Origin of the sequence: Gallaecimonas kandeliae, from assembly GCF_030450055.1 — a bacterium.
GTDB lineage: Bacteria > Pseudomonadota > Gammaproteobacteria > Enterobacterales > Gallaecimonadaceae > Gallaecimonas > Gallaecimonas kandeliae.
The window spans coordinates 931,788-949,971 of sequence record NZ_CP118480.1 but is presented as its reverse complement, the minus strand read 5'-3'; the positions used below and the strand labels follow the sequence as shown (position 1 = coordinate 949,971).

Here is an 18,184-nt window from a genome sequence, read left to right as displayed (position 1 = left end):
GCGGCGAATTCCATGAAGATCACCCCCAGCAACAAGGGCCTCAACGGCCTTAGCCAGACCCAGGCGCAGGCCCCCAAGACTCAGGCCGCCAAGACCGCCAAGCCCCAGGGTCCCGCCATCCACAACGCCGACCTGGCCAACGTGCTCAGCGGCGCCAGCGACGTGGACATGGCCAAGGTCAACGAGGTGCGCCAGGCCATCAGCCAGGGCCAGTTGGCCCTGGATCCCGACAAGCTGGCCGACGCCATACTGGCCCTGCATCGCTGATGAGCGTCAAAGCCGCCCTGGCCGCCCTGGTGGAAGGGGTCCGTCTCGATATCCGCCGCTGCGACGAGTTGCAGAAACTGCTGCGCCACCAGCAGCACCTGCTGGCCCGCACCGACAGCGACGGCCTGGAACACCTCAACCAGGCCCTGCAACCGGCCCTGGACCAACTGGGCCAGAGCGCCCGCCAGCGCAGCCAGCTGCTTGAGCGGCTGGGCCTGGACGGGAACGAGCACGGCATGACCAAGTTGCTGGAGAAGTTACCGGAAAAGCTGGCCCGGGAGCTCAGCCCCCTGTGGCAGGCGCTGGTGCAGCGCCTGGGTCAGTGCAAGGCGCTCAACGAGCGCAACGGCAGCCTGCTGGCCGGCCAGCAGGAGGTGTTGAAAGACGTCATGGGCCAGCACGGCCTGGAGTACGGGATCGGCTACTGAGCCACTGCTCCATTTCCCGTTGTTCCTTACGGTTTCCATCCAGACGCGCCTCAGTGGCGCGTTTTTTTTGCACCTGTTCCAGGCCCTTGACCTTGCCGAACTGGCGCAGCAGCAGTTGCTGCTGATGGGCCTGTTCCAGCTGGGCCAGCTCCGCTTCCTGCTGCTGGCTGGCCAGCAGGGTGCCCAACTGCTGGCGCAAAGCCAGGCGGTTCTGGTGGAAAAGGGCGCTGTGGCTGGCCACCTGGGCCAGGTGCTGGTCCACCGCCTCCAGGGCCTCCAGGCGCTGGCGGTGCAGCTGGCTGGCCCTGTCCTTCTGGGCCTTGCCGGCCCCCAGATCGTCCAGCAGCTGCTGTTGGCGTTCGAGAAAGAGCTGCAGCATCAGGCGAGGGCCTCCGCCAGGGCCTGGAGGCTCTCATCCAGGGAGGCGGCCTCCAGCATGCCCTGCTGCAGGAAGGCGGCCAGCCGCGGGTAGCGCCGCACCGCCTCGTCCAGCTCCATGTCCTGGCCCGGCTGGTAACCGCCCAGCGGCAGCAGTTCGCTGACCTGCTGGTAGCGGGCCAGCAGCCGTTTCAGGCGCAGCGCCAGCTGCTGGTGTTCGGGGCTGGTGACCTGGGGCATGACCCTGGAGATGGAGGCCCCCACGTCGATGGCCGGGTAATGGCCGGCCTCGGCGAGCTCCCGGCTCAGCACCACGTGGCCGTCGAGGATGGCGCGGGCGGCGTCGGCCACCGGATCCTGCTGGTCGTCCCCTTCCGCCAGCACCGTATAGACGGCGGACAGGGAGCCGGCCCCTTCACCGTTGCCGGCCCGCTCGGCCAGGCGGGTCAGGGCCGCAAACACCGACGGCGGGTAGCCGCGGGTGGCCGGCGGCTCGCCGATGGCCAGGGCCAGCTCGCGCTGGGCCTGGGCGTAACGGGTGAAGGAATCCATCAGCAGCAGTACGTCCAGGCCCTGGTCGCGGTAATGCTCGGCCAGGCGGTGGCAGACCTCGGCGGCCCGCAGGCGCAGCAGCGGCGACTGGTCGGCGGGGGCCGCTATCACCACGGCCCGCTTCATGCCCTCTTCCCCCAGGGCCTCTTCGAGGAACTCCCGCACCTCCCGGCCCCGCTCGCCGATGAGCCCCACCACCACCACCTGGGCGCGGGTGTAGCGGGTCATCATGCCCAGCAGCACGCTCTTGCCGACGCCGGCGCCGGCAAAAAGGCCGAAGCGCTGGCCCTTGCCGGGGGTCAGGAGGGCGTTGAGGGCCCGCACCCCCACGTCCAGGGGTTCGCGGATGGGCTTGCGTTTGAGGGGGTTGAGGTGGGTGCCGTGCAGGGGGATCAGCTCCCCTATGGGGGGCGGCAGCTCGTCCAAGGGCTGCATCAGGCCGTCCAGCACCCGGCCCAGCAGCGCCGGACCCACCGGCAGCTTGAATTCGTCGTCCAGGGGCCTGACCCCGGCCCCTGAGTAGAGGCCGGAGACGGCCCTGTAGGGCATCAGGAAGGCGGTGTCGCGGTCGAAACCCACCACCTCGGCCAGCACAGGGGCCCCCCCCTTGGTGTCCACCAGGCAGCGCTGCCCTATCACCAGGCGGCAGCCCACCACTTCCAGGGTCAGGCCGGTGACCCGCACCAGCCGCCCGGCCGCCTCGCCCAGTTCCACCGCCGGCAGCTTGCCGGCGGCGCGGTTGAGGCGCTCGGAGAGGTTCACTGCTCGCTCTCCAACTCGCTGCGCACCTGGGCCATGCAGCTTTCCAGGCGGGCCTCGCTGCTCACGGCCAGCTGCTGCTGCTCGCTCTCGAGGCGGCAGTCGCCGATGCCGAGACTGGGGTCGGCCAGCAGCGGGTAGTCGCCGCAGTGGTTGATGCCGACCTTGGCCAGGCGCTGGTGGTCGTCACCGGACAGGAAGATGCGGATCGGGCCCTTGCTGTTGTCCAGCCGCCCTATGGCCTCTTCCACCAATTTCAGGATCTGGGCCGGGTTGAGGCTGAGCTCGGCGTGGATGACGCGCCTGGCCACCTGTTCCACCAGGGCGCAGAGGCTGTCGAGGTTGTCGCCGAGCTGCTGCTCCCGCGCCTCTGCCAGGGCCTGCTGGGCGGCCTGGAGGGGGGCCAGGGCCTGGTCGAAGTCGGCGCGGCCGGCGGCCTCGCCCTGGGCCCTACCGTCCCTAAAGCCGTCCTCAAAACCCTGTTGGCGGCCCTGGGCCCGGCCATCTTCCAGGCCCTGGTGCAGGCCTTTTTCCTGGCCCTGCTGGAAGCCGTCGTCATAGCCCTGCTGGAAGGGATCGACCTCCCCCTTGTCGCGGGCCTGGAGGCTGGACAGGGAGGCGAAGCGGTGGCGCCGGTAATTGCCTTTGAGTTTGTCCATTTAGCTGACCGTCTTTTCCTCGAAGAGCTGGAAGTTGAGCTGCTGCTCTTCGTGCAGGCGGCGCACCAGGGCCATGATCTCGCCCCTGGCCTGCTCGGCACGGGACAGCGGCACCAGGCCCATGGCTTTCTGGGCGTCTTCCAACCCCTGGGCCATGCGCTTGGGCAAGGCGGCCAGCAGGGCGTCGCGCACGACGGCGTCGGCACCCTTGAGGGCCAGGGCCAAGGTTTCGGTGGGCACTTCCTGGACCAGGGCCTGGAGCACCTCGTCGGACTGGCGGGCCAGGATCAGGAAGTCGTACATGTTGTCGGCCACCATGCCGGCCGTGTCCTGGTCGTGCAGCCTGAGCATCTCCATCAGGGCGCCGCGGTCCCCCTGGTAGCGGTTGAGGATGTCGGCGGCCTGGCGCACCCCGTCCACCTTGGCGGTGGACTGCTCTGAGACGAATTGCAGGCAGCGGGCCAGGGTGGCCTTGAGCTCGTCCAGCACCTGCTCGCTCACCTCCTTGAGGTTGGCGACCCGGTAGAGGAGATCGTCATGGGCTTCACCGGGCAAGGCGCCCAGCACCGCCGAGGCGTTTTCCGGCGGCAGGAAGGCCAGCAGCACGGCCTGCAGCTGGGGATGTTCGTTGCGGAAGAAGCGAGCCAGGGTCTCGGCCGGCACCCATTGCAATGCCTTGAGCTCCTGGCGCAGGGCGTCGCCGTAGATGCTGTCCACCATGCCGCGGGCCAGGCGTTTGCCCAGCGCCAGATCCAGGGTCTTCTCCAGGTACTGGCGGGAGGCGGCGCTGATGCCGCTGTGCTCGCGGTAGTGTTCGAAAAAGCCCTGCATCACCGACTTGGCTTCCGCCGTGGAGACGCCGCTCAGCTTGGCCATGCGCTGGGACAGGGCCTGGACTTCGTCACGGCCCAGGCGGGCCATGATCTTGGCGGCCGTGGCCTCGCCCATGGACAGCATCAGTATGGCGGCCCTGTCCAGATCGCTGCGTTCAGTCATGTCGTTCATCGTTGCTCACCCATTGCTTGACCACTTCGGCGACCCTGGCGGTCTCCTTGTCCACCAGCAGTTGCAGGTGTTTGAGTTGCACTTCCAGCTCAGAGCCCGGCGGCGGCAAGGCGGCCAGCAGCGCTTCCTCGCCACTGCCCTCAAGGGCCTGGACAGGAGCTGGCGCCTGCTCTTCCTGGAGGTAATCCAGCTCCTCGTCACCGGCCGGCAGGGGCCGCACCAGGTGTTTGACCAGGGGTCGGATGCCGAAAAGGATCAGCAGCAGCAGCATGAAGGCGCCCAGGCCATAACGCAGGTAGTCGCGCCACATCGGGTCCTGCCACCACTGGGGCTGGGGCAGCTCGGCCAGGGCCGGGGCTGCGGGGGCGAAGCTGAAGGCGTGCAGGCTGAATTGGTCACCGCGCTGGGCGTCGAAGCCCACGGCGTTTTTGACCATGTCGGACAGCTGGTCCAGCTCGGCCTGGCTCCAGCCGCCCTTGGGGGCCTTGGCGCTGTTGAGCAGCACCGACACCGACAGCTGCTTGAGGCGGCCCTGGGCGTACTGGGTATGGGTGACGGCCTTGCCGGTCTCGAAGCGGCGGCTGGTCTCCTCCCGCTGGCTGACGGCCTTCTGGGGATCCTCAGCCGTGTTGGTGTTGCTGTTGGCGGCGGTGGCGCTGTTGTTCTGGGCCACCGGCGGCCTGTTGGTCAGGGCCCCCGGGATGCCGAGGGCGATGTTGTCGGTGCTGTTGTCGCGCTTGGCGGTCTCGCTCACCATCACCGGCTTGTCGTCCAGGGCCTCGCGGGTCTCCTCCACGGCGGAGAAGTCGAGGTTGGCGGCCACCTGCACCCGGAAGTTGTCCTGGCCCAGCAGCGGGCTCAGCATGTCGCGGGCCCGCTGGGCCATGCGCTCTTCCAGGCGGCTGCCGTAGTCCATCTGCTTGTCGGTGAGGCGGCCGCTGTTGGCGGCTTCTTCCAGGTCGGCCGACAGCAGCTGGCCCTCCTGGTCCACCACTGAGACGGCGCTGGCCTTCATGCCGGGGATGGCCCCGGCCACCAGGTTGAGGATGGCCTCCACCTGGCCGCGGTCCAAGGGTGAGGCCAGATCCACCAGTATGGCGGCGCTGGGCTTTTGTTCCTCGCGGCCCACGAAGAGGGTGCGTTTGGGCACCGCCAGGTGGACCCGGGCGCTGCGCACCGAGTCCAGGGCCATGATGGTACGGGCCAGCTCCCCTTCCAGGGCGTGCAGGTAGCGGGCCGATTCCATGAACTGGCTGGTGCCGAGGCTGGAGATGTTGCCAAGGTCATCGAGGCCCGCCGGCAGGGCGGCCTTGATGCCGTGAGCGGCCAGGCGCATGCGGGCGTCGGCCAGCTTGTCCTGGGGCACCAGCACGTTGCCGGTGGCGGCGTCGAGGCGGAAGTCGATGCCGTCCTTCTCCAGGTTGTCGAGGATGCTGGCCTTGTCATAGGCCTCCTGCTTGCCGTAGAGGGGCACGTACTGGCGGCTGCTGGTCCAGAGGATGACGACGATGGCGCTGGCCACCAGGGCCGCCAGCAGGGCTATCACCAGTACGGAGCGGCTGTCGCCGGACAGGCGCCGCCAGCGGCTGCCCAGGCTCTTGAGGTTATCCAGCAAGGGGGAAGCCGGCTGGGCGTTGATCAGTTCTGCCATGGGTCAGTCCTTAGAGGGGCATGCGCATGATGTCGTCGAAACCCGACACCAGCTTGTTGCGCACCTGCACCAGGGCCGAGAAGCTCAGGCCCGCCTTCTGGCTGGCCACCATGGCCCCCACCAGGTCGTCGCTCTGGCCGGTTTCCACGGCCGACACCAGGGCGCCGGCGCTCTTCTGGTCCAAATCCACCTTGTCGATGGCCTGGGCCATGACCTGGCCGAAGGAAGCGCCTTCCTGGCCGCCCAGGCTGTTGGGGGCAATACCGGCCGCTTCGCGGCTCATCCGTTCCAGGCTCTGCAGCAAGCTGGCCTGGGTGCTGATGTTGTCGATTTTCATGTTGCTCCCTAGCCGGTGACGACCAGTTGGTTGATGTCGATGCCCTGTTCACGCATGGCGGCCAGCTTGTAGCGCAGCGCCCTGGTGGTGACCCCCAGGGCCTCGGCGGTGTTTTGGCGGTGGCCGTTGAAGCGACGCAGGGTGTCCAGCACGTGCTGGAACTCGGCGCATTTCTTGGAGGCCCGCAGGGAGCCGAAGCCGGGCTCCAGCTCGGGGACGGCGCTGCGGGGCAGCATCAGATCCTCGGGCTGCAGCACCAGGCCGCGGGCCAGGATCAGCGCCCTTTGGATGACGTTTTCCAGCTCCCGCACGTTGCCGGGCCAAGGGTGGGCCAGCAGGGCGCGGGCGGCGTCGGGGTGCAGCTCGAAACGGCTGCTATCCGCGTATTTCTCGAGGAAGTGGCGGGCCAGGGGCAGTATGTCCTCCTGGCGCTCCCGCAGGGCCGGCCAGGCCAGGGGCAGCACGTCCAGGCGGTAGAAGAGATCTTCACGGAAACGGCCCTTGGCCACCTCGGCGCGCAGATCCTTGTTGCTGGCGGCGATGATGCGCACGTCCAGCTTCACCTTCTGGTTGGAGCCCAGCTTCTCCAACTCCCGCTCCTGCAGCACCCGCAGCAGCTTGGCCTGGAGCTCCAGGGGCATCTCGGAGATCTCGTCCAGCACCAAGGTGCCGCCGTTGGCCAGCTCGAACTTGCCCACCTGGCTGGCCACGGCGCCGGTGAAGGCGCCCTTGGCGTGGCCGAAGAGGGTGGACTCGAGCATGGTCTCGGGGATGGCGGCGCAGTTCACGGCCACGTAGGGGCCTTCGGCCCGCTGGGATTGTTCGTGGATGTACTGGGCCAGGCGCTCCTTGCCGGTGCCGGACTCGCCACCGATGAGGATGGAGGCGTTGGTCTGGGCCGCCTTCTTGGCCAGCAGCAGCACCTGACGGCTGGCCTGGGAGGCCACCACCATGTTGGGAATGGGCTCAAAGAAGCTGAAGGCGTGGTTGACCACGGCCAGCAGCTGGTCGCTGTTGAAGGGTTTGAGCAGGTAGTCCATGGCGCCCTGGCGCATGGCCTCACTGGCCTTGACACTCTGGTGGGCGCGCACCAGGGTCACCAGGGCGCACTTGGGGTGGCTGCGCTTGACGCGGGCGACGAATTCGCTGAGCGGGGTGTCGAGGTCGGCGTCCACCAGTACCAGCATCGGCTGATGTTGATGGAGGCTGACCAGGGCGGTGGCGCAATCCAGGGCCCGCTCCAGGCGGTAACCGGCCGCTTCCAGCTGGCCGAAGAGAGGATCGGTGGCGCCTCTGGGGTCCACCAGCAATATGGTCTTGTTCATGAGCTCTTCCCTTTCTTGTCCTTGAGCACCCTCAAGGTGACTCGGCGGTTCAGGGCACGGGCCCTGGCGCTCTTGTTGTCGGTGGCGGGGTAACGGTCGGCGTGGGCACGGGTCTGGATCAGGCGTTTGGGCAGACCGGCTTCTACCAGGGCGGCGCGCACATCGGCGGCGCGCTCCCTGGCCAGTTGCAGGTTGGCCACATGGTCACCGGTGTCGTCCGTATAGGCGTCCACCAGCACCGCCCTGACCGCCTTGTCCAGCTGGACGTAGCGGGCCAGTTTGGCCAGTTGCTGGCGCTGGGCCAACGTCAGGCTGCGCACGCCAAGGCCGTAGTAGAGGGACTGGTCCCTGGCCTGGCGGTAGGAGATGGGGGCCTGGTGGTCCAGGCAAGTACGGAAGGCGGTGGCCGCCCCCTGCCAGTGGACACTGGGCACCTGCATCTCCCCCTGGGGCAGGGTCAGCACCGCCCAACGGCCCTTGTCCATGGCCTCCAGCAGCTCCTGGCTGGCCGGCGCCGAGAAGCGCAGCTGTGGCCCTTGCCGGGTGGCGGGATAGCGGAGGCTCTGGACAGGTTCCTGCCAGGGGGCGTTACGCCAGGACAGGCTGACCTCGGCATCGGCGCTGAGCGGCAGGCTGGGGCTGGCTTCGAAAGCCAGGTCTTCCCCCGCCCATTTCTCAAAGCGCAGTTTGCCGAAGCCCGCCACCGGCAACGCCAGGGTGCAGACGAAGGGATCGCCTTTAAATTGCCAGGCCACGTGGTCCATGGCGGGCAGGGGCGTCTTGGCCGCTAGGGACAAAAACGCCACGCCCCCCAGGCCTAGGGCCAGGGATGTTCTGTGCATTTTCATACCTCAACAGCGGAACAGGGATTGTCGGACAGGGGCGGCTAGCCCTTGGACAAGATCCAGGGTTCCGGCCCGTAACGACGGGCGGTTGAGGAAAACGCACTTTGTCCAGCTGCAACGTACATCATGATGTCGTGCCTACTCAGTTAATGGAAACGAGTAGCTGGAAAAGGCATGCCGACAGACAGGGGCACTAAGCACCCACCCATCATCAAGAGAAAGGAATGCCGTGGAAGCAGTCAAGCACATGCAGATATGCTTACCGACGCTCATCAGTATCTACTTCCGAGGCAAAGACCTCAGCTCTGGCAACCCCGCTATCATAGGAGCGAACTCCCTAAGACCGGAGGCTTTGCGTCCTGCGCTTTCGCAACAGTTTGCCTTTTTCAACAGCTAAGTATTTGGGGACAGGCCCCGCAGACTTAAACAGAATCTAAACGATTCAGGATGTAGCATATAGTTGCATCCTTGCGACGTAAAGTGCCTAGTCGTTAAAAAGATGCCACGTCGTACCAGACCTGGGCTGCAGCGCCGTTAAAAAAGCTAAACCCCTCTCCCTGTTACACTTTTCCTGCACCATCGTTGCACATTTCAACCCAAAGTCCCGACCACGTCTATGTGCATCTTCTCCGGAACCTCGTTGTAGGACAGTACCTTGAGGCCGCGGGCGAAGGTGCGGGCATAGCGGGCCAGCAGCGGCCTCAGCTGCGGCACGACCAGCAGCACCGGCGGATGGCCCTGGCGCTGCATCTCGTCCTTGAGCTGCGGCATCACCTGCTGCAGCTTGCCGAGCAGGCTGGGCTCTATGGGGAAGCTGTCCAGGGCCACCTTGCCGCCCTGCTGGGCCTGGTTAAGGGCCTTCATCAAGGTCTGCTCCAGCTTGTCGTCCAGGGTCATGGTGGTGAGCTGCTCTCGCTCCCCTATGGCCTGGCGGATCAGGCTGCGTTTGAGGGCGCAGCGCACGTCGGCGGCCAACAGCACCGGATCCTTGGTCAGCTCGCAGCTGTCGATGAGGGTGGTGGCTATGGTGCGGATATCCAGCAGGCTGACCTGGTCGGCCAGCAACTGGCGGTAGACCCGCAGCAGCTGTATGGGATTGAGCTGGGTATTGAGGCTCTCGGCCAGCTTCTCCGACAGCCCCTTGAGGCGTTCGGACAGGGCCAGGGCTTCGTCATGGCCGAAGAGCTCGTCCAGGTGTTCGCGCATCACCTTACCGAGGTGGGTGCCGATGACGGTGGCGCTGTCCACCACCGAATAGCCGAGGTTGAGGGCCTTGGATTTCTGGTCGGGGGCGATCAGCACGGCCTCCATCTGGTAGGCCGGCTCCACCGCCAGCTCGCCGTCCAGCACCCCGTAGACCTCGCCGCTCTGGATGGCCATCAGTCGCTCCGGGTCCACCTCGCCGCGGGCGACTGTGACGCCGCCGAGCTTGATGCGGTACTCGCTGGCCCCCAGTTGCAGGTTGTCGCGGATGCGCACCTCAGGCACCAGGAAGCCCATCTGTTCGGACAAGGTCTTGCGCACGCCCCGCACCCGGCCCAGCAGCTCGGCGCCCTGGTCCCTGTCCACCAACGTCACCAGCCGGTAGCCGAGGTCGATGGCCAGGGCGTCCACCTGAGGCAGATCGTCCCAGGCCAGGGGCTTTTCCTGCTGCAGCTGCTTGGCGAGATCCTCGTGGACCTGGTCCCGCTCCTCCACCTGCACCACCTGGCCCTGGCGCCAGGCGGCGAAGGCCAGCACGGCGCCAAAGCCCAGGAAAGCCAGGGTCGGCATGCCGGGAATAAGGCCCAGCACCGTCATCACCGATGCCGCCGTCCAGATCACCCTCGGCGAGGCCAGCAGCTGCTGCTGGACTTGATCGGACATCTCCGATTCGTCGTTGACCCGGGTGACTATGATGGCCGCGGCCGTGGCCAGCAGCAAGGACGGGATCTGCGCCACCAGGCCGTCGCCTATGGTCAGCAGGGCATAGAGCTTGAAGGCGTCGCCGCCGGAGAGGCCATGTTGGAAGACGCCTATGGCCAGGCCGCCCAACAGGTTGATGACCAGGATCATCAGGCCGGCGACGGCGTCGCCGCGCACGAACTTGGAGGCCCCGTCCATGGCGCCGTAGAAGTCGGCCTCGCTGGCCACTTCCTGGCGGCGCTGCTTGGCCTGGGCCTGGTCGAGGACGCCGGCGTTGAGGTCGGCGTCGATGGCCATCTGCTTGCCGGGCATGGCGTCCAAGGTGAAGCGGGCCGCCACCTCGGAGATCCGTTCGCCGCCCTTGGTGATCACCACGAAGTTGATGATCATCAGGATCACGAAGACCACCATGCCCACCACATAGTTGCCGCCGATCACCACCTCGCCGAAGGCTTGGATCACCTTACCGGCGGCGTCGGAGCCGTTGTGGCCGTTGAGCAGCACCACCCGGGTTGAGGCCACGTTCAGCGTCAGGCGCATCAGGGTGGCCACCAGCAGTATGGTGGGGAAGACCGAGAACTCCAGGGGCCGGCGGGCCGACACCGCCACCAGCAGCACCAGCACCGCCAGCACTATGTTGAAGGTGAAGAGGGTGTCGATAAGCCAAGGCGGCAGCGGCAGTATCATCATGGCCAGCACCGCCAGCAGCACCAGCGGTATGGCGGCGTAGGTTCTTGTAAAGGGCGACTTCACCTGCTTTCCCCTATCGTTTCAATGAGTCCGGGATCTGGAACACCGGCAGCGGCGCCGGCGCCCTGCCCCCTTTGGCCTTGAAGGCGTTAAGTTGCATCACGTACATCAATACCTGGGCCACGGCGTTGTAGAGGCCGGCCGGCACTTCCTGGTCCACCCGGGTGGAGTGGTAGATGGCCCGGGTCAGGGGCGGCAGCTCCAGCACCGTCTTGTTGTGCTTGTCCGCCACCTCGCGGATACGCAGGGCCAGCTCGTCGCAGCCCTTGGCGATGACGAAGGGCGCCTGGGCCTGACCGGGGTCGTATTTGATGGCCACCGCATAGTGGGTGGGGTTGGTGAGGATCACGTCCGCTTCCGGCACCCGGGCGTCGATGCGCTGGCGGCTGAGCTGCATCTGCAGCTGGCGGATGCGGCCCTTCACTTGCGGGCTGCCTTCGTTCTGCTTGTGTTCCTCTTTGACTTCCTGCTTGGTCATGCGCAGCTTCTTGAGCAGCGACCAGCGCTGGAAGGGCACGTCCAGCAAGGCGACGAGGCCGAGCGCCAGCCCCAACCAAATAAGCAGCAGCGCCACCAGGTGCAGGCCCCCCACCAGGCCCAGGGCCAGGGGCAGGCGGTTGAGGGCCAGCAGTTCGCGCCAGTGGACCCAAAGCAACGCCCCCAGCATTCCCAGCAGCAAAAAGACCTTGGCCAGGGATTTGACCAGCTCCACCAGGCTCTGGCTGGAGAACATCCGGCCGAGGCCCGACAAGGGGTTCATGCGGCTGAACTTGGGAGCCAGCCCCTTCCAGGCCAGCAGCCAGCCCCCCGGCACCAGGCCGGAGATGAAAGAAGCCAGCCACAACATCACCAGCAGCGGCAGGAAGGCGGACAGCGCCAGGCTGCCGGCGGCCTGGAGGTGGGCCAGCATCTGGCCGGGCTCTGTGGTGGCGGTGCGGTCCAGCTGGAACTGGAGCTGCATCAGGGCCTTGGCAAAGCCGCCGAAGCTTTCGGCCATGGACAGCAGCATGGCGCCGCCCAGCAACACCAGGGCCGCGCTCTGCAGTTCCTTGGAGCGGGCTATCTGCCCTTCCTTACGCGCCTTGTCCAGGCGCTGGGCCGAGGGCTGTTCCGTCTTGTCCTGGCTGCTGTGCTCGCTCAAGCCGCGCCTCCCGTCACCAGCAGCCGCATCTGGTCGAGGGCGTAGGAGGCCATCTCGGCAAAGCGCCCCGGCACCCCGGACACCGTCAGCAGCAGGCACAGCAGGCCCATGGTCAGGCCCAGGGGGAAGCCCAGGGCGAAGATGTTGAGGCTGGGGGCGGATCTGTTCATGACCCCGAAGCTGAAGTTGACCATCAGCATGGCGATGATGGCCGGCAGGGCCAGGATCAGGGCGCTGCCGAACATCCAGCCGAACAGCTCCAGAAGCCGCTGCAGATCGAGGTCGAAAAGGCCCTGGCCGGGGGGCCAGGTGAAGAAGCTCTCCACCAGCACGTCCAGCACCACCAGGTGGCCGTCCAGGCTGAAGAAGAGGAAGGTGCCCAACACCATCAGCAACTGGCTGAGCAGCGGCACAGACTCGCCGTGGGCCGGGTCGTTCATCACCGCCATGGACAGGCTCATCTGCAAGGACAGCATCTGCCCCAGCATGGTCATGACGGTGAACAGCATCTGCACCATCAGCCCCAGCAGGGCGCCCATCAGGATCTGCTCCGTGGCCAGGGCCAGGGCGCCCAGGGAGAAGGGATCGAAGGCCGGCATGGCCGGCATCATGGGCGCCACCAGCAGCGCCAGCAACAACGCCAGCAGCACCCGCACCTGGGGCAGGGTCAGGAGGTCGCCGAAGAGGGGCATGGCCCAGATCAGGGCACCGATGCGCAAAAAGGGCCACCAGGCCTTGCCCAGCCAGGCGGTCAGCTCCGGGGCGGACAAGGTCATGAAACTCATCCCAGGGCCCCTGGGATGGTGATGAAGAGGGTGTGGAAGACGTCCATGATGCGCTGCAGTATCCAGTGGCCGGCGAAGACCAGCATGCCGAGGGTCACCAGCAGCCGCGGCAGGAAGGACAGGGTCTGCTCGTTGATCTGGGTGGCGGCCTGGAAGATGGACACCAGCAGCCCCACCACCAGGCTGGGCAACACCATGACGCAGACGATGAGGATGATGTTCCACACAGCGTCAAAGATGAGGGAGACCGCCATTTCCGGTGTCATGGCGCTACCCGAAACTGGCCGTCAGGCTGCCCACCGTCATGGCCCAGCCGTCCACCAGCACGAAGATCATCAGCTTGAAGGGCAAGGAGATGATCAGCGGCGACAGCATCATCATGCCCATGGCCATCAACACCGAGGCCACCACCAGGTCGATGATGAGGAAAGGCAGGAACAGCATGAAGCCGATCTGGAAGGCGGTCTTGAGCTCGGAGAGCACGAAGGCCGGCATCAGCACAGTGAAGGGGACTTCCTCGGCCTTGAGGGTCAAAGGCTCGTGGGCGATGCGCAGCATCTGCTCCAGCTCCGGCTCCTTGGTCTGCTTGAGCATGAAGGTGCGCAGCGGCTTCTCGGCCCGGCCGAAGGCCTCCTTGAGGCTGATCTGGTCGCTGTCGAAGGGGACGAAGGCGTTGTCGTAGATGTCGGTCCAGACCGGCCTCATGATGAGGATGGTGAGGGTCAGGGCTATGCCGATCAGCACCTTGTTGGGGGGGCTCTGCTGCAGGCCCAGGGCCTGGCGCAGCACCGCCAGCACTATGATGATGCGGGTGAAACTGGTCAGCATCAGCAGCATGGCCGGCAGGAAGGACAGGGCCGTCATCAACAGCAGGATCTGCACATTGATGCTGTAGTCGTCCGCGCCGCTGCCGTGCTTGACGCTGAACAGCGGCAGATCGGCGCCAAAGGCCAGCCCCGGCAGCATCAGGGCCACCAGCCACAGGAGGCGCTTCATGAGGCCAGGTTGCTAAGGCTCAGTCCGTCCATGACCTGGGTCAGGCGCAGGCCGTAACGGCCGTCCACCACCACCACCTCGGCGCGGGCCAGCAGGGTGCCGTTGACCCTGACGTCCATGGGCGCGCCGGCCTGCTTGTCCAGGGGCAGCACCTGGCCCTGGCTGAGGTTCAGCAGTTCCCCCAGGGGCAGCTCCACGCTGTCCACCTCCAGGGTCAGTCGCACCGGGATGTTGCGAAAGAGCGCCAAATCACGGGGCGCCTGGGGCGCGGCTTCGCCGGCTTCCCCCAGCAGGCTGTCCAGGCCTTCTTCCAGCGCGAATTCGTCCAGCAGGCTGTTGTTTTCTGTGGTCATGCTACGTCTCCGACCCTGTCTGTTACCTTGAGTACCAATTGCTCGCCCTGCTCGGCCACCTGGCCCCCCAGGCATACGACGTCGCCGGCTCTCGCCAGCACGGTTTCATTGAGTTCGATGGGCAGAATGTCCCCCACCCGCAGCCTCGCCAGCTCGCCCAGGTTCAACGACAGCTGGGCCAGCTCCAGGGTCAGCTTGACCGGCACGGCCCTGACGGCCTCGTCCAGTTGCGCCTGGAGCTGGGGCGCCGGCAGGGCCTGGGGCTTGTCCGCGCCCAGGGACTGGGGCCAGCAGCAATGCCAGCTCAGCTGCCAGTCACCGGCGGCCAGGGTTAGCTCGCAGCAGGCCATACCCTCCCCCGGCCCCCTGTTGCTCCAGCGGCTCTGCCAGCCGTCCAGGTTCAAACCCAGGGCCGGAAAGAGGGCGCTCAACAGGTAGTGGAAGAGTTTCTGGGCCAGGCGCTCCTCGGTGTCGCTGAGGGTACGGCTCGACAAGGCCTTGCTGGCCATCGCCGCCGGCTGGCCGCCGAAGAAGAGCTCGGAGAGGCCGAAGAGGGCGCGGCTGCCAAAACCAAGAAAAACGCCCTGCCCTTCGCCGCCGAAGACGCCCAGCCAGTAGTCGGCGGTGGCACCCTGGGGCTGCCAGGGGCTCAGGCTGACCTGGATGTTGTTGTCGTTGAAAAGGTGGCGGCAGTGGGTGCTGAGCTGGTCGGCCAGCTGCGGGTTGAGGGCAGTCAGGCGGCCACGTAAAAGGGCTGCCTGGCGGCGCTCACCCAGCAGATCGAAGCTTGGATATTCAGCGGCACGCGCCCCCGAGATGAAGCGTTTGCCCTGACCGTCCAGGGGTTTATTCTGCATGCAAACTGTTCTCCACCATTCGCCGATAGCCAACCGTCTGTCCTACTTAGCCGGCTTTTTACCAAATAAAGTGGAGAAAAGAACCAGGAAATTTTTTTCCGCCCCCTTCCGTGGCATGGTGGAAAAGTCGTCAAAAAAGCATGCAGAAAAAGGACATTTCAGGATGAGAAATTTAGCGGATCAGTTAGTTAACTATGCGAACTACCACAGGGACAGGCGCAACATCCTGACCCACTTCGTGGGCATTCCCCTGATAGTGGCGGCGGCGGCCATATTGCTGTCCAGCCCCCACTGGCTGCTGGCCGGATGGACCCTGAGCCCGGCGACGCTGGTGGCGCTGCTCTGCAGCCTCTACTACCTGCGGCTGAGCCTGGGATTGGGGCTGGTGATGACGGTGCTGCTGGGGCTGGCGCTTTGGGCCGGCCAGGCGGCGGTGCAGGCCGGCCTCTGGCTTCCCCTCGGCATAGGGCTTTTCGTGGTGGGCTGGGTGTTCCAGTTCATCGGCCACTATTTCGAGGGCAAGAAGCCGGCCTTCCTGGACGATCTCATGGGGCTGGCCATAGGGCCGCTGTTCGTGGTGGCGGAGCTGGCCTTCCTGCTGGGGCTGCTGCCAGGGCTCAAGGCCGAAGTGGAAGGGCGCGCCGGCCCCGTCCACTAGGGCGGGAAGCCGCTTCTTAGAGCTTGACCCTCAGGATCTCCTGCGGGTCCTTTGAGGGTGCCGGGGCGCAGCCCTGGCAAGGGCCGCAGCCACCGCTGCCGCAGCCGCCCTGGGCGGCGATTTTCGGCATCACCAGCAGACCCAGGCGGCGGGCAACCAGGCCCCGCCCCGGGGCCAGCAGGCCGGCCGCCAGCCGGCCCTGGGCACGCAGCAGCCAGCCTGGGGCCAGCTTGCGGGCCACCACCAGGCCGCTCCAGGCCAGCAGGCTGGCGATGACCAAGGTCTGTATCAGCTCGAACAGCATCTCCCCCTCCTTAGGCCAACAGGCTGCTGGCGATATGGAATGTGGCGAAAGCGGCGCCATAGGCCAGGGCAAAGAGGTAGGCCATGGCCCCCAGCATCACCTTCCAGGAGTTGGTCTCCCGGCGGATCACCGCCAAGGTGGAGATGCACTGGGGCGCGTAGACGTACCAGGCCAGCAGCGCCAGGGCCGTGGGCAGCGACCACTGGGCGCCGATCAGCATCCCCAGCTGGTTGGCCACGGCGTCTTCGGAGCCGGACATGGCGTAAACGGTACCGAGCGCCGACACCGCCACCTCACGGGCCGCCATGCCGGGCACCAGGGCCACGCAGATCTGCCAGTTGAAGCCGACCGGCGCGAAGATGTAGGCAAGGGCATGGCCCAGGCGGCCGGCGAAGCTGTAGTCGATGGCCGGCCCAGTGGCCCCTTCAGGCGCGCCGGGGAAACTGGACAGGAACCAGAGGATCACCGTCAGGGCGAAGATGATGCCCCCCACCCGGCGCAGGAAGATCTTGGCCCGCTGCAAAAGGCCGAAGGCCAGATCCCTGGGGTTGGGGATGCGGTAGGCCGGCAGCTCCATCATCAGGGCGTGCTCGCGCTTGTCCTTACGCACCCACTTGAGCACCAGGGACACCACCAGGGCGCTGAGGATGCCGGCGAAATAGAGGCCGAAGAGCACCAGGCCCTGGAGGTTGAACAGGCCCCAGACGGTCTGGTGGGGGATGAAGGCGGCGATCAGCAGCGCATAGACGGGCAGCCGCGCCGAGCAGGTCATCAGCGGCGCCACCAGTATGGTGATGAGGCGCTCCCGAGGGTCCTGGATGCTGCGGGTGGCCATGATGCCGGGCACGGCGCAGGCGAAGCTCGACAGCAAGGGGATGAAGGCGCGGCCGGTGAGGCCGGCCTTGAACATCAGCCGGTCCAGCAGGTAGGCGGCCCGCGGCAGGTAGCCGGATTCCTCCAGCGTCAGGATGAAGAAGAAGAGGATCAGGATCTGCGGCATGAACACCAGCACGTTGCCGAGGCCGGCGAAGATGCCGTCCGCCAGCAGGCTGTGCAGGGCGCTGCCCGCCGGCAGGAAGCCGGTGACCCAGGCGCCGACGGCGCTGACCCCGTCGGTGATGGCATCCATCACCGGCTCGGCCCAGGAGAAGACCGCCTGGAAGATGAAGAACATCAGCACCGCCAGCAACCCCAGGCCCAGCACCGGGTGCAGCACCAGGGCGTCGATCTTGTCGTCCAGGCTATGGACTACGGGCCCCTGGCGCACGGCGTCGCGCATCAGCTCGCGCACCTGCTGGTGGCGAGCCTGGATGTCCCCGGCCACCAGGGCACTGGGCTGGGGCCAGTCCTGTTCCAGCTGCGCCACCAGGGCTTGGGCGCCCTGGCGGTCCACCGCCACCGTTTCCACCACCGGGATGCCGAGCTTTTGCGCCAGCAGCTGGCTGTCGATGGCGATGCCCTTGCGCTTGGCGGCGTCCATCATGTTCAGCGCCAGCACCACGGGCCGGCCCAGGGCCAGCACTTCCAACACGAAACGCAGGTGCAGGCGCAGGTTGGTGGCGTCGGCCACGCAGACCAGCAGGTCGGGCAGTGCCTCGCCGGGCAGGCGGCCCAGGCAGACGTCCCGGGTCACTTCCTCGTCGGGGCTGGTGGCGTCCAGGCTGTAGGCGCCGGGCAGGTCCAGCAGCTGAAAGCTACGGCCGGAGGGGCTGCGGAAACGCCCTTCCTTACGCTCGACGGTAACGCCGGCGTAGTTGGCCACTTTCTGGTTGCTGCCGGTCAGCTGGTTGAACAGGGCTGTCTTGCCGCAGTTGGGGTTACCCACCAGGGCGATGCGGGAACTGGCCTCGCTCATCAAGCGGCTCCCAGTTGCAGGGTGATGCGCTGGGCTTCGTTGCGGCGCAGGGCAAAGCGGGTGGCGCCCACCTGGACCACCAGGGGATTGCCGCCAAAGAAGCTGCGGGCCACCACCTTGACCGGCTCGCCATCGACAAAACCCAGCTCTCGCAGGCGGCGGGCAATGGGGTCGTCGGGGTAGGCATCTTTCACGGCCAGGACGAACGCCTGGAGCCCTTTCTTTGCATCTGCCAGATTCATGGGATCACAGCCTTACAAACGATAATCGGTCTCATTATACCTACTATGGCGCCGCCCGCAAAATGGCGGCGATCACAGATACCCATCAGGGGTCCTTGGGCATAGCAGGGAAGAGCCCCTGGGCAGGGGCCG

Annotated in this window: 21 protein-coding genes and 1 riboswitch; of the genes, 3 read left to right on the top strand and 18 right to left on the bottom strand. The window is 66.4% G+C overall.

The genetic code is table 11. The features are described from left to right. The first annotated feature begins 12 nt into the window (after positions 1 to 12). Positions 13 to 267 (top strand): flagellar biosynthesis anti-sigma factor FlgM, encoded by a 255-nt coding sequence (flgM, locus tag PVT67_RS04560; protein WP_301498282.1) that lies wholly within the window; start codon positions 13 to 15, stop codon positions 265 to 267. Beyond that, complete coding sequence (locus PVT67_RS04555; protein WP_301498280.1) at positions 267 to 695, top strand: flagella synthesis protein FlgN; 429 nt, start codon at positions 267 to 269, stop codon at positions 693 to 695. Before flgM ends, PVT67_RS04555 begins: the two co-directional genes overlap by 1 nt. On the opposite strand, the gene PVT67_RS04550 is transcribed toward PVT67_RS04555, so the two are convergent. From PVT67_RS04550 to PVT67_RS04480, 15 genes are all read right to left on the bottom strand, one after another. Next, a complete protein-coding gene (locus PVT67_RS04550; RefSeq protein ID WP_301498277.1) occupies positions 655 to 1,074 on the bottom strand; it encodes a hypothetical protein in 420 nt (139 codons plus the stop codon). The genes PVT67_RS04555 and PVT67_RS04550 overlap by 41 nt on opposite strands. After that, a complete protein-coding gene (locus tag PVT67_RS04545) occupies positions 1,074 to 2,387 on the bottom strand; it encodes a FliI/YscN family ATPase (protein ID WP_336407804.1) in 1,314 nt (437 codons plus the stop codon). Before PVT67_RS04545 ends, PVT67_RS04550 begins: the two co-directional genes overlap by 1 nt. After that, entirely contained in the window at positions 2,384 to 3,043 is a 660-nt protein-coding gene (locus PVT67_RS04540) for a FliH/SctL family protein (protein WP_301498275.1), read from the bottom strand. The genes PVT67_RS04545 and PVT67_RS04540 overlap by 4 nt, the downstream gene beginning before the upstream one ends. Beyond that, positions 3,044 to 4,039, bottom strand: a complete 996-nt coding sequence (locus tag PVT67_RS04535; protein ID WP_301498273.1) for a FliG C-terminal domain-containing protein — start codon at positions 4,037 to 4,039, stop codon at positions 3,044 to 3,046. Then, the gene (fliF, locus tag PVT67_RS04530; protein ID WP_301498270.1) at positions 4,032 to 5,699 is read right to left on the bottom strand and encodes a flagellar basal-body MS-ring/collar protein FliF; all 1,668 of its coding nucleotides are present in this window, start codon (positions 5,697 to 5,699) and stop codon (positions 4,032 to 4,034) included. Before fliF ends, PVT67_RS04535 begins: the two co-directional genes overlap by 8 nt. 10 nt (positions 5,700 to 5,709) lie before the next feature. Next, on the bottom strand, positions 5,710 to 6,036 hold the full coding sequence (fliE, locus tag PVT67_RS04525) for a flagellar hook-basal body complex protein FliE (RefSeq protein ID WP_301498267.1): 327 nt from the start codon (positions 6,034 to 6,036) through the stop codon (positions 5,710 to 5,712). 8 nt (positions 6,037 to 6,044) lie between these two features. Further along, positions 6,045 to 7,361 (bottom strand): sigma-54-dependent transcriptional regulator, encoded by a 1,317-nt coding sequence (locus tag PVT67_RS04520; protein ID WP_301498265.1) that lies wholly within the window; start codon positions 7,359 to 7,361, stop codon positions 6,045 to 6,047. Further along, a complete protein-coding gene (locus PVT67_RS04515; protein ID WP_301498262.1) occupies positions 7,358 to 8,203 on the bottom strand; it encodes an OmpA family protein in 846 nt (281 codons plus the stop codon). Before PVT67_RS04515 ends, PVT67_RS04520 begins: the two co-directional genes overlap by 4 nt. A 307-nt stretch (positions 8,204 to 8,510) precedes the next feature. Continuing rightward, a riboswitch (cyclic di-GMP riboswitch) is annotated at positions 8,511 to 8,598 on the bottom strand. Between the two features lie 199 nt (positions 8,599 to 8,797). After that, complete coding sequence (gene flhA, locus PVT67_RS04510; RefSeq protein ID WP_336407803.1) at positions 8,798 to 10,864, bottom strand: flagellar biosynthesis protein FlhA; 2,067 nt, start codon at positions 10,862 to 10,864, stop codon at positions 8,798 to 8,800. Between the two features lie 10 nt (positions 10,865 to 10,874). After that, positions 10,875 to 12,002, bottom strand: a complete 1,128-nt coding sequence (flhB, locus tag PVT67_RS04505) for a flagellar biosynthesis protein FlhB (RefSeq protein ID WP_301498260.1) — start codon at positions 12,000 to 12,002, stop codon at positions 10,875 to 10,877. Further along, positions 11,999 to 12,787, bottom strand: coding sequence for a flagellar biosynthetic protein FliR (gene fliR, locus PVT67_RS04500; protein WP_336407802.1), 789 nt, complete (start codon positions 12,785 to 12,787; stop codon positions 11,999 to 12,001). The genes flhB and fliR overlap by 4 nt, the downstream gene beginning before the upstream one ends. Further along, entirely contained in the window at positions 12,784 to 13,053 is a 270-nt protein-coding gene (gene fliQ / locus PVT67_RS04495; protein WP_301498258.1) for a flagellar biosynthesis protein FliQ, read from the bottom strand. The genes fliR and fliQ overlap by 4 nt, the downstream gene beginning before the upstream one ends. 4 nt (positions 13,054 to 13,057) lie before the next feature. After that, positions 13,058 to 13,783: a flagellar type III secretion system pore protein FliP gene (gene fliP / locus PVT67_RS04490; protein ID WP_301498255.1), complete on the bottom strand. Its 726-nt coding sequence runs from the start codon at positions 13,781 to 13,783 to the stop codon at positions 13,058 to 13,060. Further along, positions 13,780 to 14,136 (bottom strand): FliM/FliN family flagellar motor switch protein, encoded by a 357-nt coding sequence (locus PVT67_RS04485; RefSeq protein WP_301498253.1) that lies wholly within the window; start codon positions 14,134 to 14,136, stop codon positions 13,780 to 13,782. Before PVT67_RS04485 ends, fliP begins: the two co-directional genes overlap by 4 nt. Then, positions 14,133 to 14,993 (bottom strand): FliM/FliN family flagellar motor switch protein, encoded by an 861-nt coding sequence (locus PVT67_RS04480; RefSeq protein WP_301498251.1) that lies wholly within the window; start codon positions 14,991 to 14,993, stop codon positions 14,133 to 14,135. The genes PVT67_RS04485 and PVT67_RS04480 overlap by 4 nt, the downstream gene beginning before the upstream one ends. A gap of 163 nt (positions 14,994 to 15,156) precedes the next feature. Here PVT67_RS04480 and PVT67_RS04475 point away from each other — a divergent pair, with 163 nt between their 5' ends. Continuing rightward, the gene (locus PVT67_RS04475) at positions 15,157 to 15,651 is read left to right on the top strand and encodes an Mpo1 family 2-hydroxy fatty acid dioxygenase (RefSeq protein WP_301498246.1); all 495 of its coding nucleotides are present in this window, start codon (positions 15,157 to 15,159) and stop codon (positions 15,649 to 15,651) included. A 16-nt stretch (positions 15,652 to 15,667) separates the two neighbouring features. Here PVT67_RS04475 and PVT67_RS04470 read toward each other — a convergent pair whose 3' ends face one another. From PVT67_RS04470 to PVT67_RS04460, 3 genes are read right to left on the bottom strand one after another with little or no spacing between them, the layout of a single operon-like run. Further along, complete coding sequence (locus PVT67_RS04470) at positions 15,668 to 15,955, bottom strand: DUF6587 family protein (RefSeq protein WP_301498244.1); 288 nt, start codon at positions 15,953 to 15,955, stop codon at positions 15,668 to 15,670. Between the two features lie 10 nt (positions 15,956 to 15,965). After that, complete coding sequence (gene feoB / locus PVT67_RS04465) at positions 15,966 to 17,810, bottom strand: ferrous iron transporter B (RefSeq protein WP_301498242.1); 1,845 nt, start codon at positions 17,808 to 17,810, stop codon at positions 15,966 to 15,968. Beyond that, the gene (locus PVT67_RS04460; RefSeq protein ID WP_301498240.1) at positions 17,810 to 18,052 is read right to left on the bottom strand and encodes a FeoA family protein; all 243 of its coding nucleotides are present in this window, start codon (positions 18,050 to 18,052) and stop codon (positions 17,810 to 17,812) included. Before PVT67_RS04460 ends, feoB begins: the two co-directional genes overlap by 1 nt. Positions 18,053 to 18,184 lie beyond the last annotated feature (132 nt).